The organism is Streptomyces sp. NPDC102514 (genome assembly GCF_055584525.1).
The window spans coordinates 383,930-403,871 of the sequence record NZ_JBVJLW010000006.1 but is presented as its reverse complement, the minus strand read 5'-3'; the positions used below and the strand labels follow the sequence as shown (position 1 = coordinate 403,871).

General features: G+C 71.2%; 16 protein-coding genes and 1 tRNA gene. 3 read left to right on the top strand and 14 right to left on the bottom strand.

The genetic code is table 11. The annotated features are described in order from the left end of the window. Window positions 1-5 precede the first annotated feature (5 nt). The 5 genes from ettA to ACZ60E_RS18545 form a co-directional block, all read right to left on the bottom strand. A complete protein-coding gene (ettA, locus tag ACZ60E_RS18565) occupies window positions 6-1,670 on the bottom strand; it encodes an energy-dependent translational throttle protein EttA (protein WP_384802407.1) in 1,665 nt (554 codons plus the stop codon). Window positions 1,671-1,949: 279 nt separating this feature from the next. After that, the gene (locus ACZ60E_RS18560; RefSeq protein WP_453792837.1) at window positions 1,950-3,365 is read right to left on the bottom strand and encodes a Cys-Gln thioester bond-forming surface protein; all 1,416 of its coding nucleotides are present in this window, start codon (window positions 3,363-3,365) and stop codon (window positions 1,950-1,952) included. A 303-nt stretch (window positions 3,366-3,668) separates the two neighbouring features. After that, window positions 3,669-4,235, bottom strand: coding sequence for a single-stranded DNA-binding protein (locus ACZ60E_RS18555; protein WP_469441679.1), 567 nt, complete (start codon window positions 4,233-4,235; stop codon window positions 3,669-3,671). 314 nt (window positions 4,236-4,549) lie between these two features. Beyond that, window positions 4,550-6,511 (bottom strand): YfjP family GTPase, encoded by a 1,962-nt coding sequence (locus ACZ60E_RS18550; RefSeq protein ID WP_469441812.1) that lies wholly within the window; start codon window positions 6,509-6,511, stop codon window positions 4,550-4,552. Between the two features lie 5 nt (window positions 6,512-6,516). Continuing rightward, window positions 6,517-8,124 carry a dynamin family protein gene (locus ACZ60E_RS18545; RefSeq protein WP_469441677.1) on the bottom strand — a complete coding sequence of 536 codons (1,608 nt, stop codon included), beginning with the start codon at window positions 8,122-8,124 and terminating at the stop codon, window positions 6,517-6,519. A 311-nt stretch (window positions 8,125-8,435) separates the two neighbouring features. On the opposite strand from ACZ60E_RS18545, the gene ACZ60E_RS18540 reads away from it, so the two are divergent. Continuing rightward, a tRNA-Arg gene (locus ACZ60E_RS18540) sits at window positions 8,436-8,508 on the top strand. A gap of 100 nt (window positions 8,509-8,608) precedes the next feature. Here the strand turns inward: ACZ60E_RS18540 and ACZ60E_RS18535 are convergent. The 4 genes from ACZ60E_RS18535 to ACZ60E_RS18520 are packed head-to-tail and all read right to left on the bottom strand — an operon-like array spanning window position 8,609 to window position 13,970. Continuing rightward, window positions 8,609-11,734 (bottom strand): ATP-binding protein, encoded by a 3,126-nt coding sequence (locus ACZ60E_RS18535; protein ID WP_469441676.1) that lies wholly within the window; start codon window positions 11,732-11,734, stop codon window positions 8,609-8,611. Next, entirely contained in the window at window positions 11,731-12,342 is a 612-nt protein-coding gene (locus tag ACZ60E_RS18530; RefSeq protein ID WP_384802393.1) for a hypothetical protein, read from the bottom strand. The genes ACZ60E_RS18535 and ACZ60E_RS18530 overlap by 4 nt, the downstream gene beginning before the upstream one ends. A 30-nt stretch (window positions 12,343-12,372) precedes the next feature. After that, window positions 12,373-13,458 (bottom strand): hypothetical protein, encoded by a 1,086-nt coding sequence (locus ACZ60E_RS18525; RefSeq protein WP_469441672.1) that lies wholly within the window; start codon window positions 13,456-13,458, stop codon window positions 12,373-12,375. A gap of 8 nt (window positions 13,459-13,466) precedes the next feature. Continuing rightward, window positions 13,467-13,970 (bottom strand): DUF4365 domain-containing protein, encoded by a 504-nt coding sequence (locus ACZ60E_RS18520; protein ID WP_469441671.1) that lies wholly within the window; start codon window positions 13,968-13,970, stop codon window positions 13,467-13,469. A 216-nt stretch (window positions 13,971-14,186) separates the two neighbouring features. Here ACZ60E_RS18520 and ACZ60E_RS18515 point away from each other — a divergent pair, with 216 nt between their 5' ends. After that, entirely contained in the window at window positions 14,187-15,788 is a 1,602-nt protein-coding gene (locus tag ACZ60E_RS18515) for a serine/threonine-protein kinase (protein ID WP_469441670.1), read from the top strand. 196 nt (window positions 15,789-15,984) lie between these two features. After that, window positions 15,985-16,251 carry a chaplin gene (locus tag ACZ60E_RS18510; protein ID WP_384802381.1) on the top strand — a complete coding sequence of 89 codons (267 nt, stop codon included), beginning with the start codon at window positions 15,985-15,987 and terminating at the stop codon, window positions 16,249-16,251. A 146-nt stretch (window positions 16,252-16,397) separates the two neighbouring features. Here ACZ60E_RS18510 and ACZ60E_RS18505 read toward each other — a convergent pair whose 3' ends face one another. From ACZ60E_RS18505 to ACZ60E_RS18485, 5 genes are all read right to left on the bottom strand, one after another. Beyond that, complete coding sequence (locus tag ACZ60E_RS18505) at window positions 16,398-17,264, bottom strand: tyrosinase family protein (protein WP_384802378.1); 867 nt, start codon at window positions 17,262-17,264, stop codon at window positions 16,398-16,400. Continuing rightward, window positions 17,248-17,751: a tyrosinase family oxidase copper chaperone gene (locus ACZ60E_RS18500; protein WP_469441668.1), complete on the bottom strand. Its 504-nt coding sequence runs from the start codon at window positions 17,749-17,751 to the stop codon at window positions 17,248-17,250. Before ACZ60E_RS18500 ends, ACZ60E_RS18505 begins: the two co-directional genes overlap by 17 nt. Before the next feature lie 41 nt (window positions 17,752-17,792). Beyond that, window positions 17,793-18,299 carry a hypothetical protein gene (locus tag ACZ60E_RS18495; RefSeq protein ID WP_384802372.1) on the bottom strand — a complete coding sequence of 169 codons (507 nt, stop codon included), beginning with the start codon at window positions 18,297-18,299 and terminating at the stop codon, window positions 17,793-17,795. A gap of 199 nt (window positions 18,300-18,498) precedes the next feature. Beyond that, window positions 18,499-18,996 (bottom strand): DUF5949 family protein, encoded by a 498-nt coding sequence (locus tag ACZ60E_RS18490; RefSeq protein WP_384802369.1) that lies wholly within the window; start codon window positions 18,994-18,996, stop codon window positions 18,499-18,501. Window positions 18,997-19,295: 299 nt separating this feature from the next. Then, complete coding sequence (locus ACZ60E_RS18485) at window positions 19,296-19,592, bottom strand: hypothetical protein (protein ID WP_384802366.1); 297 nt, start codon at window positions 19,590-19,592, stop codon at window positions 19,296-19,298. Between the last annotated feature and the right edge of the window lie 350 nt (window positions 19,593-19,942).

Here is a 19,942-nt window from a genome sequence, read left to right as displayed (position 1 = left end):
GGAGATCAGCCCCGGGTCAGCTTCTTGTAGGTGGCGCGGTGCGGACGGGCGGCGTCCGCTCCGAGCCGCTCGACCTTGTTCTTCTCGTACGACTCGAAGTTGCCCTCGAACCAGTACCACTTCGACTCACCCTCGTACGCGAGGATGTGCGTCGCGACCCGGTCCAGGAACCACCGGTCGTGGGAGATGACCACGGCAGCGCCGGGGAACTCCAGCAGCGCGTTCTCCAGCGACGACAGGGTCTCCACGTCGAGGTCGTTGGTGGGCTCGTCGAGGAGCAGCAGGTTGCCGCCCTCCTTGAGGGTCAGCGCCAGGTTCAGGCGGTTGCGCTCACCACCGGAGAGGACACCGGCCGGCTTCTGCTGGTCCGGGCCCTTGAAGCCGAACGCGGAGACGTACGCCCGCGACGGCATCTCGACCTGGCCGACGTTGATGTAGTCGAGCTCGTCGGAGACGACGGCCCACAGCGTCTTCTTCGGGTCGATGTTGGCGCGGCTCTGGTCGACATAGCTGATCTTGACGGTGTCGCCGACCTTGATGGCGCCGGAGTCCGGGGTCTCCAGACCCTGGATCATCTTGAAGAGCGTGGTCTTGCCGGCGCCGTTGGGACCGATGACCCCGACGATGCCGTTGCGCGGCAGCGTGAAGCTCAGGTCATCGATCAGAACCTTGTCACCGAAGGCCTTGGACAGGTTCTGGACCTCGACGACGATGGAGCCGAGTCGCGGGCCCGGCGGGATCTGGATCTCCTCGAAGTCCAGCTTCCGCATCTTGTCGGCCTCGGCCGCCATCTCCTCGTAACGGGCGAGGCGGGCCTTGGACTTGGTCTGGCGGCCCTTGGCGTTGGACCGCACCCACTCCAGCTCTTCCTTGAGCCGCTTCTGCCGCTTCTCGTCCTTGCGGCCCTCGACCTTGAGGCGGGCGGACTTCTTGTCGAGGTACGTGGAGTAGTTGCCCTCGTAGGGGATCGCACGGCCGCGGTCCAGTTCGAGGATCCACTCGGCGACGTTGTTCAGGAAGTACCGGTCGTGCGTGACGGCGACGACGGCGCCCGCGTACTTAGAGAGGTGCTGCTCCAGCCAGTTCACCGACTCGGCGTCGAGATGGTTGGTGGGCTCGTCGAGGAGCAGCAGGTCGGGCGCCTCGATGAGGAGCTTGCAGAGCGCGACGCGGCGCTTCTCACCACCGGAGAGGTTGGTGACCGGCCAGTCGCCGGGCGGGCAGCCCAGCGCGTCCATGGCCTGCTCCAGCTGCGCGTCGAGGTCCCAGGCGTTCGCGTGGTCCAGGTCCTCCTGGAGCTTGCCCATCTCGTCCAGGAGCGCGTCCGAGTAGTCGGTCGCCATCAGCTCGGCGACCTCGTTGAAGCGGCTGAGCTTGCCCATGAGCTCGGCGGCGCCGTCCTGGACGTTCTGCAGAACCGTCTTGCTCTCGTCCAGCTGCGGCTCCTGCATGAGGATGCCGACGCTGAAGCCGGGCGACAGGAACGCGTCACCGTTGGACGGTTGCTCAAGGCCCGCCATGATCTTCAGCACGGTCGACTTGCCGGCACCGTTCGGCCCGACGACGCCGATCTTCGCCCCCGGCAGGAAGTTCAGGGTGACGTCATCAAGAATCACCTTGTCGCCGTGCGCTTTGCGCGTCTTGCGCATGGTGTAAATGAACTCAGCCAAGAGAAACCGTCCGGACGCTTGAATTCGGCAGTGGGCAGATACACCCCATCTTGCCGTACCGCCACCCCTCGGGGGAAACGCGTATGGCGGAGGCCGCCGAGCTGGGACACGGCGGTGAGCCTTGAGCAGTCGGCGCAACAATGAGTTCATGTCCGGTGACTCACTGTTGACTTGTCAAGGTGCGACTTCTCGTTGCGGGGGCCGTTTTCGCGGCGCTCACGCAGCTGGAATCCGAGCGCCCTGGTCCCGAGCGCCCTGGTTCAGCCCCCGCCCCGGGCTTCAGTCCTGCGTGGGCGTCTTCTTCTTGCGGAGGAAGAGGATCGTGGCGCCGCCGATCAGGACCAGGCCGATGGCGATTCCGGCTATCACCGGGGTCGCGCTCGACGTGCCGGTCTCGGCGAGGTCCGTGGTCGTGGCGGCCGTGCCACCGACCGTGGCGGGGCTCGGCTCGTTCAGTGTCCGGACGGTCTCCTCGGCGGCGGCGCCGCTCTGCGTCTTGCAGTCGAGGACGCCCTGGAACCGCTTCTCGTAGCCGCCGGGCCCCTCGACCGTGAAGTCGTACGCCTGGTCCTCCTGCAGCGGAACCGTCACGGTCTGTGACGCGCCCGCCTCGACGGTGTGCTCGGTGCCCAGCAGCTCGAAGGTGAACGGCTCGTCGCCCTCGTTCACCGCCGTGACGTCGAGGCCGCCCTCCGCGCAGTTCTTCTCGGCCGACAGCGCGGGTATCGCCCCGGCGCCGGCCCAGTTCGCGGTCGCCGCCGCGGAGACCGTCGACTCGCTGGAGCCGGCCAGGATCTGGGTCTGGCTCCTCGTCTCGGAGGCGAAGGCCCGCCCGACCGGCACGGTGGTCGAGGCCTGCACCGTCAGCGCGGCCGAACCGTCCGGGGCGTCCTCGGCCACGTCGAAGAACAGCTCACTGCCGTCGGTCGCGGACGTGATCTCCTTGCCGTCCCGGCCGACGACCTTCACTCCGCTCGTGGCGTCGGCGAGCGGCGTCACCGTCACCCCGGCCGCGTTGGTGCGCACGGTGACCGGGCCGAGCAGTTCACCCGGGCGACCGGAGACCGCCGGCGGATCCAGCTCCAGGGACGCTGCGGGCTCTGCCAGGTCACGTGCGCTGCGCTGCAGATAGTCGGCGAGCTTCTCCGCTTGCGGGTCCACGGCGTCCACGTCGGCGCCGTCCGAGTAGCGCCAGATCGCCACCTGCGTGCCGACCGCCGCGTCCTGCTGCGTGAGGCCCTTCGCGCCCGCCTTCTCGGCCAGCGCGGCGAGGTCGTTGACCTGCGGGTAGGAGTTCTGCAGGATCCAGCGGATCCGGCCCGCGTCGGGGTTCCCGTTCAACGACGTGCCGCTCCAGGGGGTCTCCTGGTACTTGGCGTCCTTCTGCGTCGGGCTGTAGATGTCGACGCAGTAGGTCTGCAGCGTGCCGCCGTTGTCCACGGACATCTCGAAGAGCCCGGCGGAGACCTGCTTGTCCCCGCCCTCCTCGTGGATGACCGCGGGCCCGGACGTCTTCAGGCCGCCTATCGTGGCCGTCGCACCGCCCTGACTCAGAGGGACTTCGTCCGCGACGGCCGCACCGGCTGTGGTCACGGCGCTCACGGCGACGAGGCCGGACACGAGCATCACCGCGGCCAGGCGGGCGGCAGCGGCACCTCGCCCGTGCACGGACGGCGCAGAGAACGAAGAAAGCACAGAATTCCCTTTCGAGCGGGACCCGTTGAACTGGAGGGTTACGGTCCCACCAGCGGAATCAGCAGCCCCGAGAGCTATGCCCGGCATCCTAAGGACGGGGCGCAGCTCCCTCCCCGGTCATGTCATCCGATCAGTGATCCGAATCGGAATCGTTATCGCCAGGGCCGATTGAGCGCCGCGCTTATCGACAAATCCACTGGGACCGTTCGCAACACATTCGCCGATAAGCCGCACTTCGGTCAGGCCGAGATTTCACCACGCAGAGTCACCGCGGTCAGTCACCGCAGTCGGTCACCGCGTCGGTCATCCCGCCAACGCCGGTTCCTGCCGCCGCAGAGCCGCCTGCCCGGTCGGCTCGGCCCCATCGGTCGACTCGGCCGCATCGGTCGGCTCGACCCCATCGGTCTGCTCGGCCGGATCTGCCCGATCGGCCGGCTCCGTCTCCCAGCTCGGCTCCGGTCGGGCCGCCCCGCCCGACGACTGGCCGGGCACCTGCTCCGACGCCTGGTCGCCCCTGAGCGATCGCCGGAACGCCGCGGTACCGCGCGCCAGATCGTGCCCGATCGCCGAGGCCTCGATGTCCGCGCCCGTCCACGACTGCCCGTCGCGCTGCTCGGAGCGGACCTTCAGCCTGCCTCGCACCAACAGCGGCTCCCCGAGCGACACGGACGCCTGCACGTTCGCCGCCAGCGCCCGGTTGGCCCACACCGTGAAGAAGTTGGTGTGCCCGTCCCGCCACACGCTCTTCTCCCGGTCCCAGAACCGCTGCGTGACCGCCAGCCGGAACCGCGCCGACGGACCTGCCGCCGTCTCCCGGAACACCGGCTGTGTCGCCACGTTCCCCACCACGCACACCATCGTCTCGTTCATCGCGGAAGCCCTCCCTGCCCACGCGCACGGGCTCGTCCCGTACGGCTGCGTCCGTCCGTCCCGGCGGACGCGACCCGGCGCTCATGCTTCGACCTCCCATGAGCACCTCATCACCGCGCCACGACCGCCTCGCGATCACGTCACGATCACGTCGTGTCCGCCGAGACCTCAGACTGCCTCTGTCCGCCCGAACCCGCTGAGCCCTGTGGGCCGCCCCCCGGTTGTGGACAACTCCGCCACCCGAACGAGAACCTCCGCCCGCACCCTCTCGCCTCCCACCCCCTCGCGCTTCCCTCCCCCCTCCCCCTCTCACCTCACCCCGCCGACACGGTGATCCCCGAGACCCGCAGAAACTGCTCCCGCACCTCCCGGTACCGCAGCAGCTCCGCCGCCACCGGATCGAGAACCCGGGCCCGGCCGCATCCCGACGCCGCCTCCCGCAATTTCCGTTCCGCCTCGGACCCGTACCGCCGCGCGGGCCCGTTCGCCGCGAGTCTGCAGGCCCACTCGACGCCCGGGCCGCCCACGATGCCGATGACCATCAGCAGCACGGGCACCCCGAGGTTCGGCGACATGAAGCCGATGACCTGGGCCAACAGCCAGAGCCCGCCGAGAACCTGGAGGACGGTCATGGCCGCCTGCGCGAGTACGGCGGCCGGCCACCAGCCCGGCCGCGGCGGTCTGCCGACCGGTGTCCCGGCGCGTACCGCCAGTTCGTCCAGGGCCTCGCACAGCCCCTGCGACCCCCGTACGGCCGCCTCACGGACCGCCTGTGCCCAGGGCGCGGGCAGTCCGTCGGTCGCCTGCTCGGCCACCGTGCGCACCGCCTGCTCGACGCGCTGACGCGCCGTGGCCTCCTCATCGTCGTACGACCGTACGGACAGCCGTCCCGTCGCGGGCTCGCGCCGGTCCTCGTACCAGCGCCACAGGCGCAGCCAGGGTGTGCCGCACGCGCGGTTGGCGTTGCGGCGCCACGCGCGCTCGGCGGCCTCGCCCGCCGCCGTGGCGCCGACCGCGTCGGCGAGCCGGTCGGCGAACTCGTCGCGTGCCTCCTCGCTGAGCCCGGCCTGCCGCCGGTTGGCGTAGACGGGCCACAGGTGCACCGCTGCCGCGTCCACGTCGGCGGAGATCCGGCGGGCCGCGGCGCCCCGTTCGGCCACGAAGTGCCCGAGCACCTCGCGCAGTTCCCCGATGCCGTCCCCGGTGAGCGCGGACAGGGCGAGAACGGTCGCGCCCGGCTCGCCGTACTCGCCGAGCGCGATCCCGTCCTCGTCGAGCAGCCGCCGCAGGTCGTCGAGGACCTGGTCGGCGGCGTCCCCGGGCAGCCGGTCGACCTGGTTGAGGACCACGAAGGTGACTTCCGCGTGGCCCGCCATCGGCCGCAGATAACGCTCATGGAGTACCGCGTCGGCGTACTTCTCCGGGTCGACGACCCAGATGACGGCGTCCACGAGCCCGAGGATCCGGTCCACGTGCTCCCGGTGCTGGACGGCCGCCGAGTCGTGGTCGGGCAGGTCCACCAGGACGAGCCCGCGCAACTGCGCCTCGGCCTCGGCGCTCTGCAGCGGCCTGCGGCGCAACCGCCCCGGGATGCCGAGCCGGTCGATGAGCCCGGCCGCGCCGTCGCTCCAGCTGCACGCGATGGGGGCGGCGGTGGTCGGCCTGCGTACCCCGGTCTCCGAGATGGCCACTCCGGCGAGCGCGTTGAAGAGCTGCGACTTGCCGCTCCCGGTGGCTCCCGCGATGGCGACCACGGTGTGCTGCCCCGAGAGCCTGCGCCGCGCCGCGGCCTCGTCCAGGACCTGCCCCGCCTCGGCGAGGGTCCGGCTGTCCAGCCGCGTCCTGGAGAGCCCCACCAGTTCGCGCAGCGCGTCGAGACGGGACCGCAACGGCCCGTCGTACGCGAGAGGGGCCACCACGGGCGGCCTGTTGTCCACGACGGTCTCCGGTACGGGCCTGGCGTGCCCCTCGGCCGTGGCGGACACGCGCCGCGCGATCAGCCCGTCGTCCCAGCCGCCCAGCGCGTCCGCGGAGCCAGCGACGTCCGCGCCTCCGGAGCCGGGGTCGGAACCGGAACCCGCCCCGGAGCCCACCCCCGTAGCCTCCCGAGCGTCCCGATCATCCCGGGCGTCCCGACCGGAATCACCCTTCTCCTTGTGCCCGGCTTCCCTGCCGGACCTCTCCTTGCGCACGATTTCCCCGCCGGGGCCCTTCTTGCGGGCGTCGTCGTCCCCCGGCTGGTCGGCGTGATCCGTGTGGTCCGTGACGGCGGTCACCGCGGTCACCTCTCCTTCTGCAGTACCGACAGCGCGGCGATGAGTTCGGCCTGGGGTTCGGGATGGACGTCGAGTGCGTCGAGCGGGGCGAGCCGCCGCTCCCGTTCGTCGTGCAGCGCCTTGTCGAGGTAGTCGGTGAGCAGCCGGCCGCCCTTGTCGCGCAGCCGCAGCGCCCCGTGCGCGCCGATCCGCTCGGCGAGCCCCTCGCCCGCGGAACGCGCCCGCCGGCCGCCCAGGAGCGCGGTGGCGACCAGCGCGGCCACCACTTCGGGATCCGGCGCGACGCTCTTCTCCAGGGCACGTACCTCGTCCTCGGCGTACTCCTCCAGGACGCGGCGCCAGCGCCGGGCCGCCATCCCGATACGGTGCTCGGCGCTCTCCAGCGTGGGATCGCGGTCCGTCAGCCCCGGGGCGCCCGCGGCGGGTTCGCGGCGCCACGCCTCGTCGATGCGCTCGTCGGCCGCGGTGACGGCGCACAGCAGGAGTGCGGCCAGGCTCTCGACGAGCGCGTCCAGCAGTTCACCGGCGCTGGAGTCCAGCGGGTAGCTGCGCCACCGTTTGAGCGCGCCCCCGGCGAGGACCGCCCCGGCCTGCAGCCGGCCCCGCAGACGGGTGTACTCGCTGTCGTACGCCCCGTCGACGGCCGCGGTGAGCCGCAGCGCGGCGGCGTACTGGGCCGCGGCGGCGGAGGCCAGCTCGGGCATCCGTGACTTGAGCGAGTCGAGCGCCCCGTACGCGGTGCGTGCCATGGTCCGGTGCCGGGCGCCCGGGTCCTGGGCCTGCTGGGCCAGCCAGGCGCGCAGGGGCGCCACGGCGGTGGCCGGAAGCAGTCCCCCGCCCCAGGCCGACTCGGGCAGCTCGGGCACCGTGAAACGGGGCACGTCGCCCAGCCCCGCCTTGGCGAGGAGCGCGCCGAACTGCCGCGAGACCTCGGACACCACCTGGTGGGGCACCCGGTCGAGCACGGTGACGAGGGTGGCGTCATGGTCCTTCGCGGTACGCAGCAGATGCCACGGCACCGCGTCGGCGTACCGTGCCGCCGTGGTGACCATCACCCAGATGTCCGCCGCGCACATGAGCTCGGCGGCGAGCACCCGGTTGCCGGCCACCAGGGAGTCGATGTCGGGCGCGTCGAGGAGCGCGAGCCCCCGGGGGAGGATGTCGGCGGTCTCGATGCGCAGGACACGCATGTCCTCCTCGCCGGGCAGCAGCGGATCGTCGTCGACGTCCTGTTGCGGCATCCACACGCGCGTGAGGTCGGGCAGTACGCGCATCCCGCTGAACCAGTGATGGTCCTCGGGGTGGCACACGAGCACCGGAGTACGCGTCGTGGGCCGGAGCACCCCGGCCTCGCTGACCCGCCGCCCCACAAGGGAGTTGACCAGCGTCGACTTGCCCGCCCCGGTCGATCCTCCGATCACGGCGAGCAGGGGTGCTTCGGGTTCTCTCAACCGGGGCACGAGATAGTCGTCGAGTTGCGCGAGCAGTTCGTCGCGGTTCGCACGCGCGCGTGGAGCCCCCGCCAGGGGCAGCGGGAAGCGTGCGGCGGCGACACGGTCGCGCAGGGCGGAGAGTGCGTCGAGCAGCTGGGGCCGTACGTCCAAGGTCACCACATGCGAAGAATGCCCAATTTTGCAGGCTTTCTAAAGCATATGGGCATGTCTGCGCGCCGATTGGACACACGGGGCCTAAGGGATGACTGGGGCGCAGGCATAACGAGTGCACAACACCCGGGGCGTGAGGCGCCAAAAGCGATGCACGATTCGTACCTGCCTGCGATTATCAGGACCGCTTCACTGAACCTCCACATCGAGCCACGGAGGGGAGGCGCGAGGCGCAGGGACCCAGGAGCTCTATCCTTGTCCCCGGCAAGGTCACAGCCCCGCCCATACCCGGGCACCAGCACCACAGGCCACCACACCCGGCCCCCGTAGCTCAGTGGATAGAGCAGGCGCCTTCTAAGCGCTTGGCCGCAGGTTCGAGTCCTGCCGGGGGCGCACCGCTGCACACTGCGTTCTCGCAGGCCAGGTAGCCCGTATCGGGCGACACGCCAGGATCCCGGCACGGCCCCGGACGCGCTCACCGCCGCACGACCGCTCAGGTCCCCCGGCGGGCTCGCTCGACGATCTCGTCCTCCGTGAGCGGCACATCGTGGTGACTGAGGCAGATCGGCACCTCGATCTTGCTGAATCCGGTCCCCTCGCCTGCGGCGTTGAACTGGCCGGCCTTGAGACCGGCGAGGTTGTCGAGGACCGCGTTCCGCGCCTGAGCCATGGTCCTGGCCGCCTCGATGTGGGCGGGCCCTGTGAGTCGGCCGATGAACTGGTTCACGGTGTTGCCCAGCGCCTGGTTGTGGATCCCCCTGGGGAGCTGTGAGGCGAGGACCATCCCGAGTCCGTACTTGCGTATCTGGCGGATGAGTTCGACCGTGCTGTCCCTGCTCGGATTCGATGCACCGGAGGGCACGAAGTTCTGCGCCTCGTCCATCACCAGCAGCCCGCCCAGGGCACGGTCTCCGACCGGGTGTGCCCTGAACCATGAGAACAGGGTCGCCTGGAGGCGGCTGACGAATTGGGCCGGTCCGTCGCCGGACAGGCCGGTGAAGCTGATCACCGAGATACGGGCGGTCTTCCCCGTCGACGGGATCAGGAGCATGCCGGGATCGGCGGGTGCGCCGGACTCCCCGAACAGCGGGTCGGTTTCCGACGAGGCTTCCAGCGTGTCCGCCATCTGAACCGCTAAGCGCATGGTCCTGCTGTTCACGATGTCGGTCGGGGCCTCCGCGAGCAGCTCGACGAAGCCGGCCAGGGTCTTGCCGCCGTCGCGCGCGTACCGTTCGAGGGCACGTTTGAGGACCCCCAGCTGCTGGGTCGCGCGCGCACTGCTGCCGCGTACACCGGCATGTGGCGCGAGTGAGGTCACGGTCGACCTGACCAGACGGGGGAAGTCGTCCTCGTCGTCGAGGACGGGACCGAAGTCGGGAAGCGGGTGGAAGGAGATCGGACGTCCCCGGTTCAGACCCGGTGTCCACACCACCACTTCGACCTCCGCGAAATAGCGTCGGGCCTCGCGCTCATGGTCGTCCGTCCACCCCTTCGGCGGGCGCGACCAGGGGTCGCCGAGCCGTGCGAGGTCGTCGTTCGGATCCAGCACGATCACCGAGACGCCGCGCAGAGCGCACTGCTCCACAAGTCGCTTGATCAGGACGGTCTTGCCCGATCCCGCCGCGCCCACCACCGCGGTGTGCATCCGGAGCCCTTCCATGGGCACCGCGAACGAACGGCCGCCCCGGACGGTGGTTCCGACGACGATCTCGGTACGGGCGGGCTCGGCGTCCTCCGGTGTGGCCGCCGCATCCCCCGCCACCCCGGAGCCGACTTCCGTGGTCGCGATGCCGACGATGCCGAGATGCTGCCGCAAGTCGCCCAGCACCGGCGCGAAGACCTCGATGCGGGAAGCCTGGTGCTCCTGTCGCAGCCATGCGTCCAGGCCCGACGTACGGTCGTCGAGCATGGCCCGGAGGGCGGCCAGGGTCCGGAGGTCGGCGGCGCCGATCGGTAACGACACCCCGCCCCGCGCCTCGAAGTCGTCCTTGATGTCCTTGGTCCTGGGGCCGCTCGGGTACGGCGTGTTCCGCAGCAGGATCAGCCGGCGGCTCGTCAGTTCGGCCGTCAGGCCGGCCTCCACGGCCGCGTTGCGGATCCGGTTCTGGGCGGCGATGGCGTTGCTGGCGGCGATCGCCCGGAAGGACCAGTGGAATTCGTTCTCGCTGGCCTCGTCCATGACATAGCGCAACCGGGCGTGCAACGCCGCCTTGCGGCCGAAGTCGGTCTCGATGGAGAACCGCGTCTCGTCGGCACCCAGTTCCCTGAGCAGACTCCGCAGCCCCGCGTCCAGCAGAGCGGGCATCTGCCCGTCCTCGGCTGCGTGTTCGAGCGGCCCGAGGTCGTCCGCGTCGGCACGGAGCTTGTCGAAGGTCTCCGTCAGGGTGCTCAGGTCGACGGCCCTCGCCGGTGCGGGCGGTGCGGCTGCCGTGGGCTCCGCGCCCGCCAGGGAGGTCAGTTCGGCCGCCGTGCCGGTCTGCAGACATGCCTCGATGTGCTTCTGGACCCGGATGAGCAGCCGCCGTGCGGTGTAACGGTGCGGGGCTTCGGCCAGCGCCGCCGGGGTGACCGGCCAGGTGGGAGACCGCGGGGTGAACCCCAGCGACTCGTAGTAGGGCCGGAAGCGGCTGCTGACGATGGCGGCGGCGGTGGCCTCGTCGGGAATCGCGCCGAGCGTCGGCAGAACCTCGAACCGGTCCAGGGCGGACCGGACCGCCTCCCGGGAGATCTGCTCCCAGGTGTCCTCGTGGCACGCCACGACCAGCAGGGTCCGGCGGGCTTCCTCCCGCAGTTCCATCAGGCCGGTGGCGATCTCACCGCTCAGCCGCTTCGCGGCCCGGCCCTCGCCGGAGGCAGGCGACGTCAGCGACGACGTCTCCGCGGCGGACACCAGGGTGTCGAGCTGGTCGAAGGCGAACACCAGCGGTCCGACCAGGGCGAACAGGCGCGTCAGATCGCGGAGGACGAGTTGGGCCTGTCGCCCGCCCGGCGACATCCCCCAGGCGGCGCGCTTGTCCCCGTCGTCGTCGTTGAGCGCGAAGTAGGCCCTGCCGATCTCCACGGGATCGCCGGCGGAGGCCAGGAGCGCCAGCGCGCGGGCCGTGTCCGCGGCCTCGTTGCCCACCTGTCGGTCGATGGTCCGGATCCCCCGGACGAACGCGTCGACATGGTCGCGCGTCACCTCGCCCCGGCCGGTGACGGCGGTACGGGTGTCCGTGTCGAGGCGAGCCCGCCGCGAAAGCTCGTCGAGCAGGCGAGTCAGTTGTTCCTGGCCGCCCTCGTCCTCCCGGTAGAGACCGTCGACGAGACTGTCGGTGGCGCTCTCCCAGAAGTTCCGGCCGGTGACGAGCTTGATGTAGAAGAAGGACCCGCCGCGCTCCTGGATCTCGTGGCGGGCCCAGCCGAGCAGATGCGTCTTGCCCGAGCCGGTCTCGCCGCGCACCACGGTCGCCACCGGCGAGTGGGCGCGCTCGACGGCGCCCATCGCCCTCCCCAGCCGCCGGAACACCTCGGGATGAAGGCCGTCGACGTGGTAGGAGGTCACCGGTGTCCAGATCTCCTCCTGGGTCAGCGCGGTGCTGATGTACAGCGTCTCCAGGGCGGCGAGTTCCCCGTTCACGCCGGTCCGATCCGCAGCAGGTGGCGGGGTTCCCCGCCGATGTCGACGGCGGCCCTGCGGTCCTCGTCGCTGAGCGTGCGCCGGTTGAGCTCGCCCATCAGCTGTACGTCGTCCTGCTCGATCATCCGGTCGAGTTCGGCGTCGACGGCCCCTCGCGGCAGGTCCCCGAGCCATGGGCGCAGCGCCGACAGTCTGACCCAGCTGCCCGGTTTCCGGCGGCCGGTGAGTTCCGTGTAGACCGCGCGGATCCAGTCCTCGACGTCGGGCTGGAAGAACTCGCCGAACTTGGTGCCGGAGCGGGCCAGGTACTGTCCGACGTTGTCCAGCACCGCGTAGAGCACCCCGGCCGGAAACTTCGCTCCGTCCGGGCGTCCGGCCACCAGGGCGGACTCGCACCAGGTCCGGCCCGCAGGCGTGAGCTGGTGCGTGTTGACCGCACCGCGCTTCCTGGTCACGATCCGCTCGGCGTCCTGGTTCACCCGCCGTCGCACCACCGCGGTGATCTCCAGGCCGGCGAGTTCGCGCAGTTCACGGTTGGTCACCGGCCGTGCGACCACCATCAGGGCGAACAGCGATGCATGATCCCGTACAGTCAACTCCGTCGGCACAGTACCCCTCCTCGATGAGCCGGAATCCGGTCAGATGTCGAACCCCCGCCTGGGCACCAGTTCCACCCGGCCGGTCATGCTGGACAACTCGCCCATGACGGTGATCACCTGCCGTTCCCGATGCGCGGTGATCGCACGGTCGTACGAGGCCTGGTCGGGGAGCCGCACCCAGACGGCCCGCCGGACCAGTTCGGTGTGCTCGGTGCGCAACTCACCGCGGACCTTGATCCGCCACCGGTCGTTGCCGGAGGAGTCGTCGTGCAGCCCCTCGACCACGCCGGAGACCGTCGCGGCACCGGTGGCGTTGAGGCCGCTGAGCCGCAGGGACGCGGCGTGCAGGAGCGATCCCGAGTTCTCCGGGAACGCGACGACGTGTGACGGCACATCGAGTGGCCGCGAGCGCGCCCACCGGAAGCCGATCTCGAAGGGCTCGCTCCGGTCGTGGCCGGAGAGCTCACTGAGCGCCTTGCACAGATCCGCGGAGACGCCGGCCGTGACGGTCTCGTCGAAGGCCGCGGGCGCGTCCGCCGCCACGGCTGCCTGGGCCGCGCTCACCGCTTCGAGCATCTGGACCAGCACGGCCCGACCGGTGACCTGCTCCCCACTCAGGGTTCGGGCCGTCGCGTCCGCCGCCACCCGGATCTCGACGACGTAGCTCCCGGCGCGGGAGGGGCCGAGTTCGGCTGCGCGCAAGAGGTCGCCCACCACGCCCGGTTGCCGGCCGGCGAAGGCGAAGTGCGGACCCTGCACGACGGTGCGCGCCGCCGCCGTCAGGGCGTTGCGGACACCCAGCACCGTCTGCGTACCCAGGAGCAGCGAGGTGTAGCCGGGGTCGTGGCCGGTGGGGAACGTGCGGAAGGACTGCTTGTCCAGCTGCGGTCTGGCGATCTCCAGGGCGATGTCGCCCGCCGGCCGGTCCTCCAGCGCGCACAGACAGCGCAGGATCTCCCGTAATCGGCGGTCGCTGTCGCCCATGCCGTCGCGAGCGGGTACCAGCACCTCGTAGTCGCCCGGGTGTTGCCACACACTCGCTCCGCGCCAGCCTTGTGGATCCCGCTCCCAGCCCGTGTCCGCCAGATAGCTGGCGATGTCGTCGACCTTCAGCGGAATCGTCATCGCTTCCCCTACCAGTCGGACTGCGTCTCGGTGAGCCGGCGCAGTGAGGCGGCGGTGAGCACGTTCGCTGTCGGAACCCTGACCGGACGCCTTCGGTCACGGTCGGGGTCCTTGATCTGCTCCTCGGCGCGGAGCGAGACGAAGTAGCCGAGGTGACGGAGCATCACACCGTCGGTGCTCATGGCCGCGTACGCCTGGTTGTCGGCGGGGACGCAGATGACGAACAGGAACCGCGGCACGGTGAAGTCGGGACCGGCGAGCTTGTTGAACTGCCGTTCGTTGAGCCCGCGGAAGTTCAGGTGGCCGGACGACACGGACGGCTTCGACCATGTCTTGATCTGAGCCTCGACAGTGGGTGACATCGTCCGTCCGTAACGGCCGGTGGCGCGGAACCCGAGATCGACCCCGTCCACGTCGAGATCGCCTTGCACGACGATCAGCCCCGCCGCAGAGGCCAGCACACGGACGTAGTCTTCGCCGAACTTGCCCTGATGCTGCTTCGCATCGAGCACGAAAGCCCCCCAATGTCCCCCGGCTGTGGCACACGGCAGTCGGAATATTACGGGACACGCCGACGACTGTCAGGGCCCCGTAACGGACCTTCCGACAGGCCGGCGAAACGACGGCCGGCGGGCAGCTGTTCATCCCTGATGCGATGGAGGGCCCCGCGCCCCCACTCCCCGCCCACCCCGTCGGCCCCGCTCACAGCCCGCACTAATCTGTCCGCCATGAACGCTCCGGGGGACATGATCGACGGTCGGTTCGAGCTGGTCGCGCGGCTCGGCAGTGGCGGAATGGGCACGGTGTGGCGCGCGCGGGACAGCATGCTGCACCGGGATGTCGCGCTGAAGGCCGTACGGCACGACGCGGCGGCCTCCGAGGCCGTCCGCGCGCGGGTGCTGCGGGAGGCGCGGGCGCTGGCCCGGGTCAGCCACCCGAACGTGGTGATGATCCATCACATCGTGAACGACGACCCGCACCCCTGGCTCGTGATGGAACTGGTCGAGGGCGTCTCGCTGCAGGAACGGCTCGCCGAGGGCCCGTTGTCGCCCACGGAGGCCGCCCGGCTGGGCCGCCAGGTGCTCGGCGCCCTGCGCGCCGCCGACGCGGCCGGGGTCCAGCACCGGGACGTCAAACCCGCCAACATCCTGCTGCGCGCCGACGGCTCCGCGGTCCTCACCGACTTCGGCATCGCGGCGCTCCAGGGCTCCACCGCCCTGACGGCGACCGGCGAACTCATCGGCTCACCCGAGTACATCGCCCCCGAGCGGATCCGCGGCAACGACGACGACCCGGCGTCCGACCTGTGGTCCCTGGGGCTCGTCCTGTACGTGTGCGTCGAGGGCGTCAGTCCGCTGCGCCGCGGGACGACCCTGGCCACCCTGGCCGCCGTGCTCGACGAGGCCCTGCCCCCGCCGGTGCGCTCCGGCCCGCTGGCACCCGTGCTCCAGGCCCTGCTCGTACGGGATCCGGCGGGCCGCCCCGACGCGGCACGGCTGGACGCGATGCTGGCGCAGGTCGAGTCGGGTACGACGCCGGACTGGGCCCTGCCGACGACGACCGCCCCGCTGCCGCCCGGCCCCACAGGGACCCCGGCCCCCGCACCGGGCGCCCCGTCCGCGCAGGCCGGCCCCGGCGGCCCGCAGCACGCCGGAGCAGCCGCCGGGACACCGGGCCCACCGGCCCCCGCACCGGGCGAGGAGCCGACACGCGTCGGGGACGACCGCCCGTCAGGGCGCGGAGGGCGTGCGTCGCTCGTCGCCACCGTCGCCGTCGTCGTGGTCGCCCTCGCGACGGCCACGACCGCTCTCGTACTCACCCTGGGCGACCGGGGCGGCGGCGACGGCAAGGAGGACGGCGCCAAGGGCGTCGGCAACCCCGCCACCACGTCGTCCTCGTCGAGCTCCACGCCCTCGCCGTCCTCGAAGCCGTCGCCGAAGCGGTCGTCGACCCCGACGCCCACGCCGAAGCCCTCGGCCGAGCAGTCCTCCCCCGCCTCCGGGGGCCGGTGGATCGCCCAGCTCTTCTCCGAACCGGTCGGGTCCGGCACCGCCGCCCGGGACCGGCGGCTCGACGCCGTGCGGAAGTCCGTCCCCGAGGCCGTCTACCTCCGCAGCGACGACTACGCGTCCCTGCGCCCGGGCTACTGGGTCGTCTACGCGCCGGGCCCCTTCACCGACGGCCGCGAAGCCCTGGCCTTCTGTGAGGAACGCGGCAGGACCTCGCCGACCACCTGCGTCGGCCGGTACGTGAGCACGAGCGCGGACGACTACAAGCTCCAGTGCCGCCCCCCGGCCGCGGACCCGACGGGCTTCTGCACCCGCCCATGAACGGCACACCTCTGCGAACGCCACGCGCGCGTAGACCCCGCCAAACCGACCAGCTCATATGATCTATGGCCCGGTATGACACATCTTGGTGAATGATGTCAGCTTGGGTGCCGTTACCCGCTGTGAGTCCTCGCGTTGAAGGGTCAGTGCGGTCGCGTTCATGCTTCCGCGCTCACCGATTCGAAGGAGAAACGTGATGTCTCGCATCGCGAAGGCAGCGGTCGTCGCTCTCGGCACGGGTGCCGTTGTGCTCAGTGGTGCCGGTCTGGCCATGGCGGACGCGGACGCCGCGGGCTCGGCCGTCGGCTCGCCCGGCGTGGCGTCGGGCAACGTCGTCCAGGTTCCGGTCCACGTCCCGGTCAACCTCTGCGGCAACACCGTGAACGTCATCGCCCTGCTGAACCCGGCGTTCGGCAACCAGTGCGCCAACATCTCGGACACCCACGAGGGTTACGGCCGCTGAACCGCCGCACCACCGACGCGAAGGCCCCCGGCGGTATCCACCGCCGGGGGCTTCCCCGTATCCCAAGTACCTCAAGTACCCCGCCCGACCCGTGCACCCCCGCGTGACCCGCGTGACCCGCGCGCCTCACCGCCCGCGCGAACGCCTCACACGTACCGGTAGATCCGGCTGTGGTCCTCCAGCTGGTCCGGCGTCACGCCCCACGGCGGCATCTCCTCGTGCCGCGCGACGATCCGCCCGTACGCCCGCTCCCCGAGCTCCGGCGGCGACTCGGGCAGATACCGCGCGCCCTGGTGCCGCTTCTGCCAGCGCGTCCAGAGCAGGTCCACGAAGGAGTGGTGCAGCCAGAAGACGGGGTCGTTGACGGAGCCGCCGCCCAGCATGTGCCCGCCGACCCAGCGGTGGACGCGGTTGTGGTTGCGCCAGGCGTCGTTGCCCCGCCCGGTCCCCCACCCCTCCAGCTTGTTGCGGAAACCGCGGCCGGAGGTGGAGTCCCAGGGGGCCGTGTCGTACACGGGATCGTCGAGGGCCGTGGCGAGTTCGCCCGCGGTGGGCAGGGCCAGCGGATCGCGGGGCCTGCCGAAGTCCCGCGTGAGGTAGTCGCCGTCGGTCATCGACTCCTTGACGACCCACTTCTTGTGCCGGCGCGCGAACGGACCGGTCGTCACCTGGTGGTCGGACCGGCGTCCGTTGCCGCCGAGGAGGTCCTCCCCCCACAGCGAGGCGGCGGGGGTGCGGTCCTTCGTCCAGTCCCAGTACGGCACGGACACCCCGGAGTCCACCTTGCGCAGCGCCCGCTCCAGGTCCAGCAGGAACCGCCGGTGCCAGGGCAGGAAGGAGGGAGCCATATGGGCCGCACGCAGCCCGTCCTCACCGTCCGCCACGTAGTGGTCGATGTGCATACGGACGAATTCGTCGTACTCGCCGGTGCGTTTGATCTCCAGGAACGCGCCGACGAGCCTGCTCTTCTCCGTACGCGTCAACGCGTTCACGTTCTTACGCGTGTACGCCATGCCCGTGCCCCTCCCCCGGTTCCGCGTCCATGCCGGCCGCGCGCAACCGCAGCGTGCCGCCCAGTTCGTCCACGACGGCGCGGGCGGCGGCCAGCGGTGTCGGGTACGCCTGGTAGTGGTCGACCATCGTCAGATAGCCGCCGTCGGCCCGCCGCATGAGGTGCAGCGGCCGGTCGTCCACCGTGACCCGCCAGGCCCCGGCGCGAGCCGTACGCGCGTCGCCGGCCGGACGTACGCCGTCCGCCGTCCCGTCCTTGCAGCCTCGGATGCGGCATCCGCCGTACATCTCGTCGAACCCGGCCGCGAACCGCGCCTCGAAGTCGGCCAGTTCGCGCGACGGCCCACCGGCGGGGCCGTCCGGCGCGGCCGGCTCCTCGCGCGTCGGTCCCGATGCCGCGACGAACGGAGCCACTGCTGCCGCCACGGCCGCGGCGAGCACCCCTCTCAGGACGTCACGCCGCGTGCCGTTCCCCACTCTCAACCGCATTCCCCGCCCCCTTGGATACGTCCTGTCCCTGCTGTCGGCGCCTACAGGCCCGGAGCGAGGCCCAGGGTCGCGCCCGGTGCCGCCTGCAGGACCGGGGTCAGCACGGCCACCTGGGGCAGCTTCGCGGCCGGCAGGCCGAGCATGTCCGCGCGCGGCGCGGTCAGCGGGGCGTCCAGCGAGGCGCCGGGCGTCAGGGCGCGCATCCCGGAGGTGGGCGTGCTGGCCGCGAGGTGGTCGAAGGTGTCGCCCAGCACCCGCGGCAGGGGCGTACGCAGGTCGAGCGAGGGCAGGTCGCTGGTGACCGGCAGCTGCGGGAGGGCCCGCTCCGGCAGCAGCCGGCCCTCGACGTACCGCGGCCCGTCGGGGCTGCCCGGCGTGATCAGCGGCACGGTGCCGCTGATGCTGGGCATCTCCATGTTCAGGGAGTGCTCCACACCTTCCAGGGGCACGGCGACCGGAACCCCGTCGGCCGCGACGGCGGGCGTCGCGACGGCGGCCGCCACACAGGTGACGACGGCGGCAAGAGTTCCTCGGGTGGTCGACTTCATCTCAGGCACGGGCCTTTCGGGATTCGGGAGGGTGCGTCCGAAACGGGTAACGACCCGGCACACGGGATCCGGTCAAAATTCCCCCGGTCGATGCAATCTTCAGCTCGTCCATAAGTCCCACCGCGGCGTCGACGCGAGCCTCCCGGGGCCCCGGTGCCCCGGCGGCCCCGGGTCGCGTGACCGGGCGCGGTGCGCGGGGTCAGGCGCGCAGGCTGCGGGCCGGTACGAGGGCGTGCGCCGCGCTCTTCAGGGTCTCCTCGTCGCCGGCGAAGGCGGCCAGCGCCTCGGGCTCGACGGGCTTGCCCGGCTCGGCCTCGGGCCACGGGCGGGTGGTGAACAGGAAGTAGGCGTAGCCCCGTTCGCCGACCGCGGCGAGCCACTCCGGCGGTACGGGGCACTGGGCGTTGAGCTGGGTCATGCTGACGACGGCCTGGCCCGACTCGACGAGGAGGCGGACCGGGAAGCTCGGCTGCCGGGTGGCGTCGACGACCTCGTCGCCGAGGGGCAGTCCGTTGGCCGTCAGCAGCTGCTCGACGGCGGCCGCGGAGCCCTCGGGGCCGTTCGCGCCGTCACCGAGGGAGTAGGCCAGGAGATAGGGCATGTCGCCGTCGGGCTGTTCACCGCTCCACGCCATGACGACGAGGGTGCCGAGGTCCGCGGCGGGGAAAGGGCGCGTTTCACTTGAGATTGAGGTCACCGCGGAACCGTATCGACGTGTCGGAATGCCTCCGCCCCCTTTCTCACCCGCCCGGGGGATTTCCTTGAAGGTCTCCACACGAACGAGGGACGGCGTCGAACGGACCGGAAGAGAGAAACAGCCCGGACACCGGAAAGGAACAGCCGGAACGCGGCGAATGGCCGGGGCGGCGGGACGGGGCGGTAAGGCCCCCGGGGGACGAGGAGCGACGCGAAGGACCGGTCCCGCGCTGATGCGCAACCGGCCCCGCGTCACTTCCGGTCCCGTACGGACCCCTGTCGGTTCCGTACGGCCCCGCGTCACTTCTGGAGGGGAAGACCGCCCAGGAGAGCCGTGGGCCCGCCCGCCGAGTTCAGGGCGTCCGTCACGTCGTTGAGGGTGCTGAGCGCGGAGTCCTGGTTCTCCGTGTCGAGGGCCCTCGACTGCGACTGCAGCGGCATGGCGTCCACCGGCTGGGTGGTGAGCTGGGTGAGAGCCGAGTTGAGGCCGCCGTTGAGGCTCGTGGGGGGCGTGAGGTCGGCGGCAAAGGCGGGCGCGGCGACACCAGCGATGGCCATGGACCCGGCAACGACAGCGGCGGCCTTCAGGGACTTCATCGTGTTCCTTTCATCGGTGACTCGCGTCACCAGAGGGAATTCTCACTGTTCAGGCAGCGTGCATGCCTGCTCTCGCACTGCTTCCTGCCCAACGACCCCTCGTCCGGGCGGAAACCCCGAACGCTGAAAATTCCTGGAACCCACCCGATTGAAGGCTGTGTTTCATCACCAAATGGGATCCCTCATATGAGAACCCTGAAAGATTGTGCAAACAGAGGGTGGAACAGCCGTGGGGGGGGGCCCGGGGGGGGGGGGGCCCCCCCGCCCCGGGGGGGGGGGGGGGGGGGCGGCCCCCCCCCCCCCCCCCCCCCGGGCGGGGGGGGGGGGCGGGGGGGGGGGGGGCCGCCCGG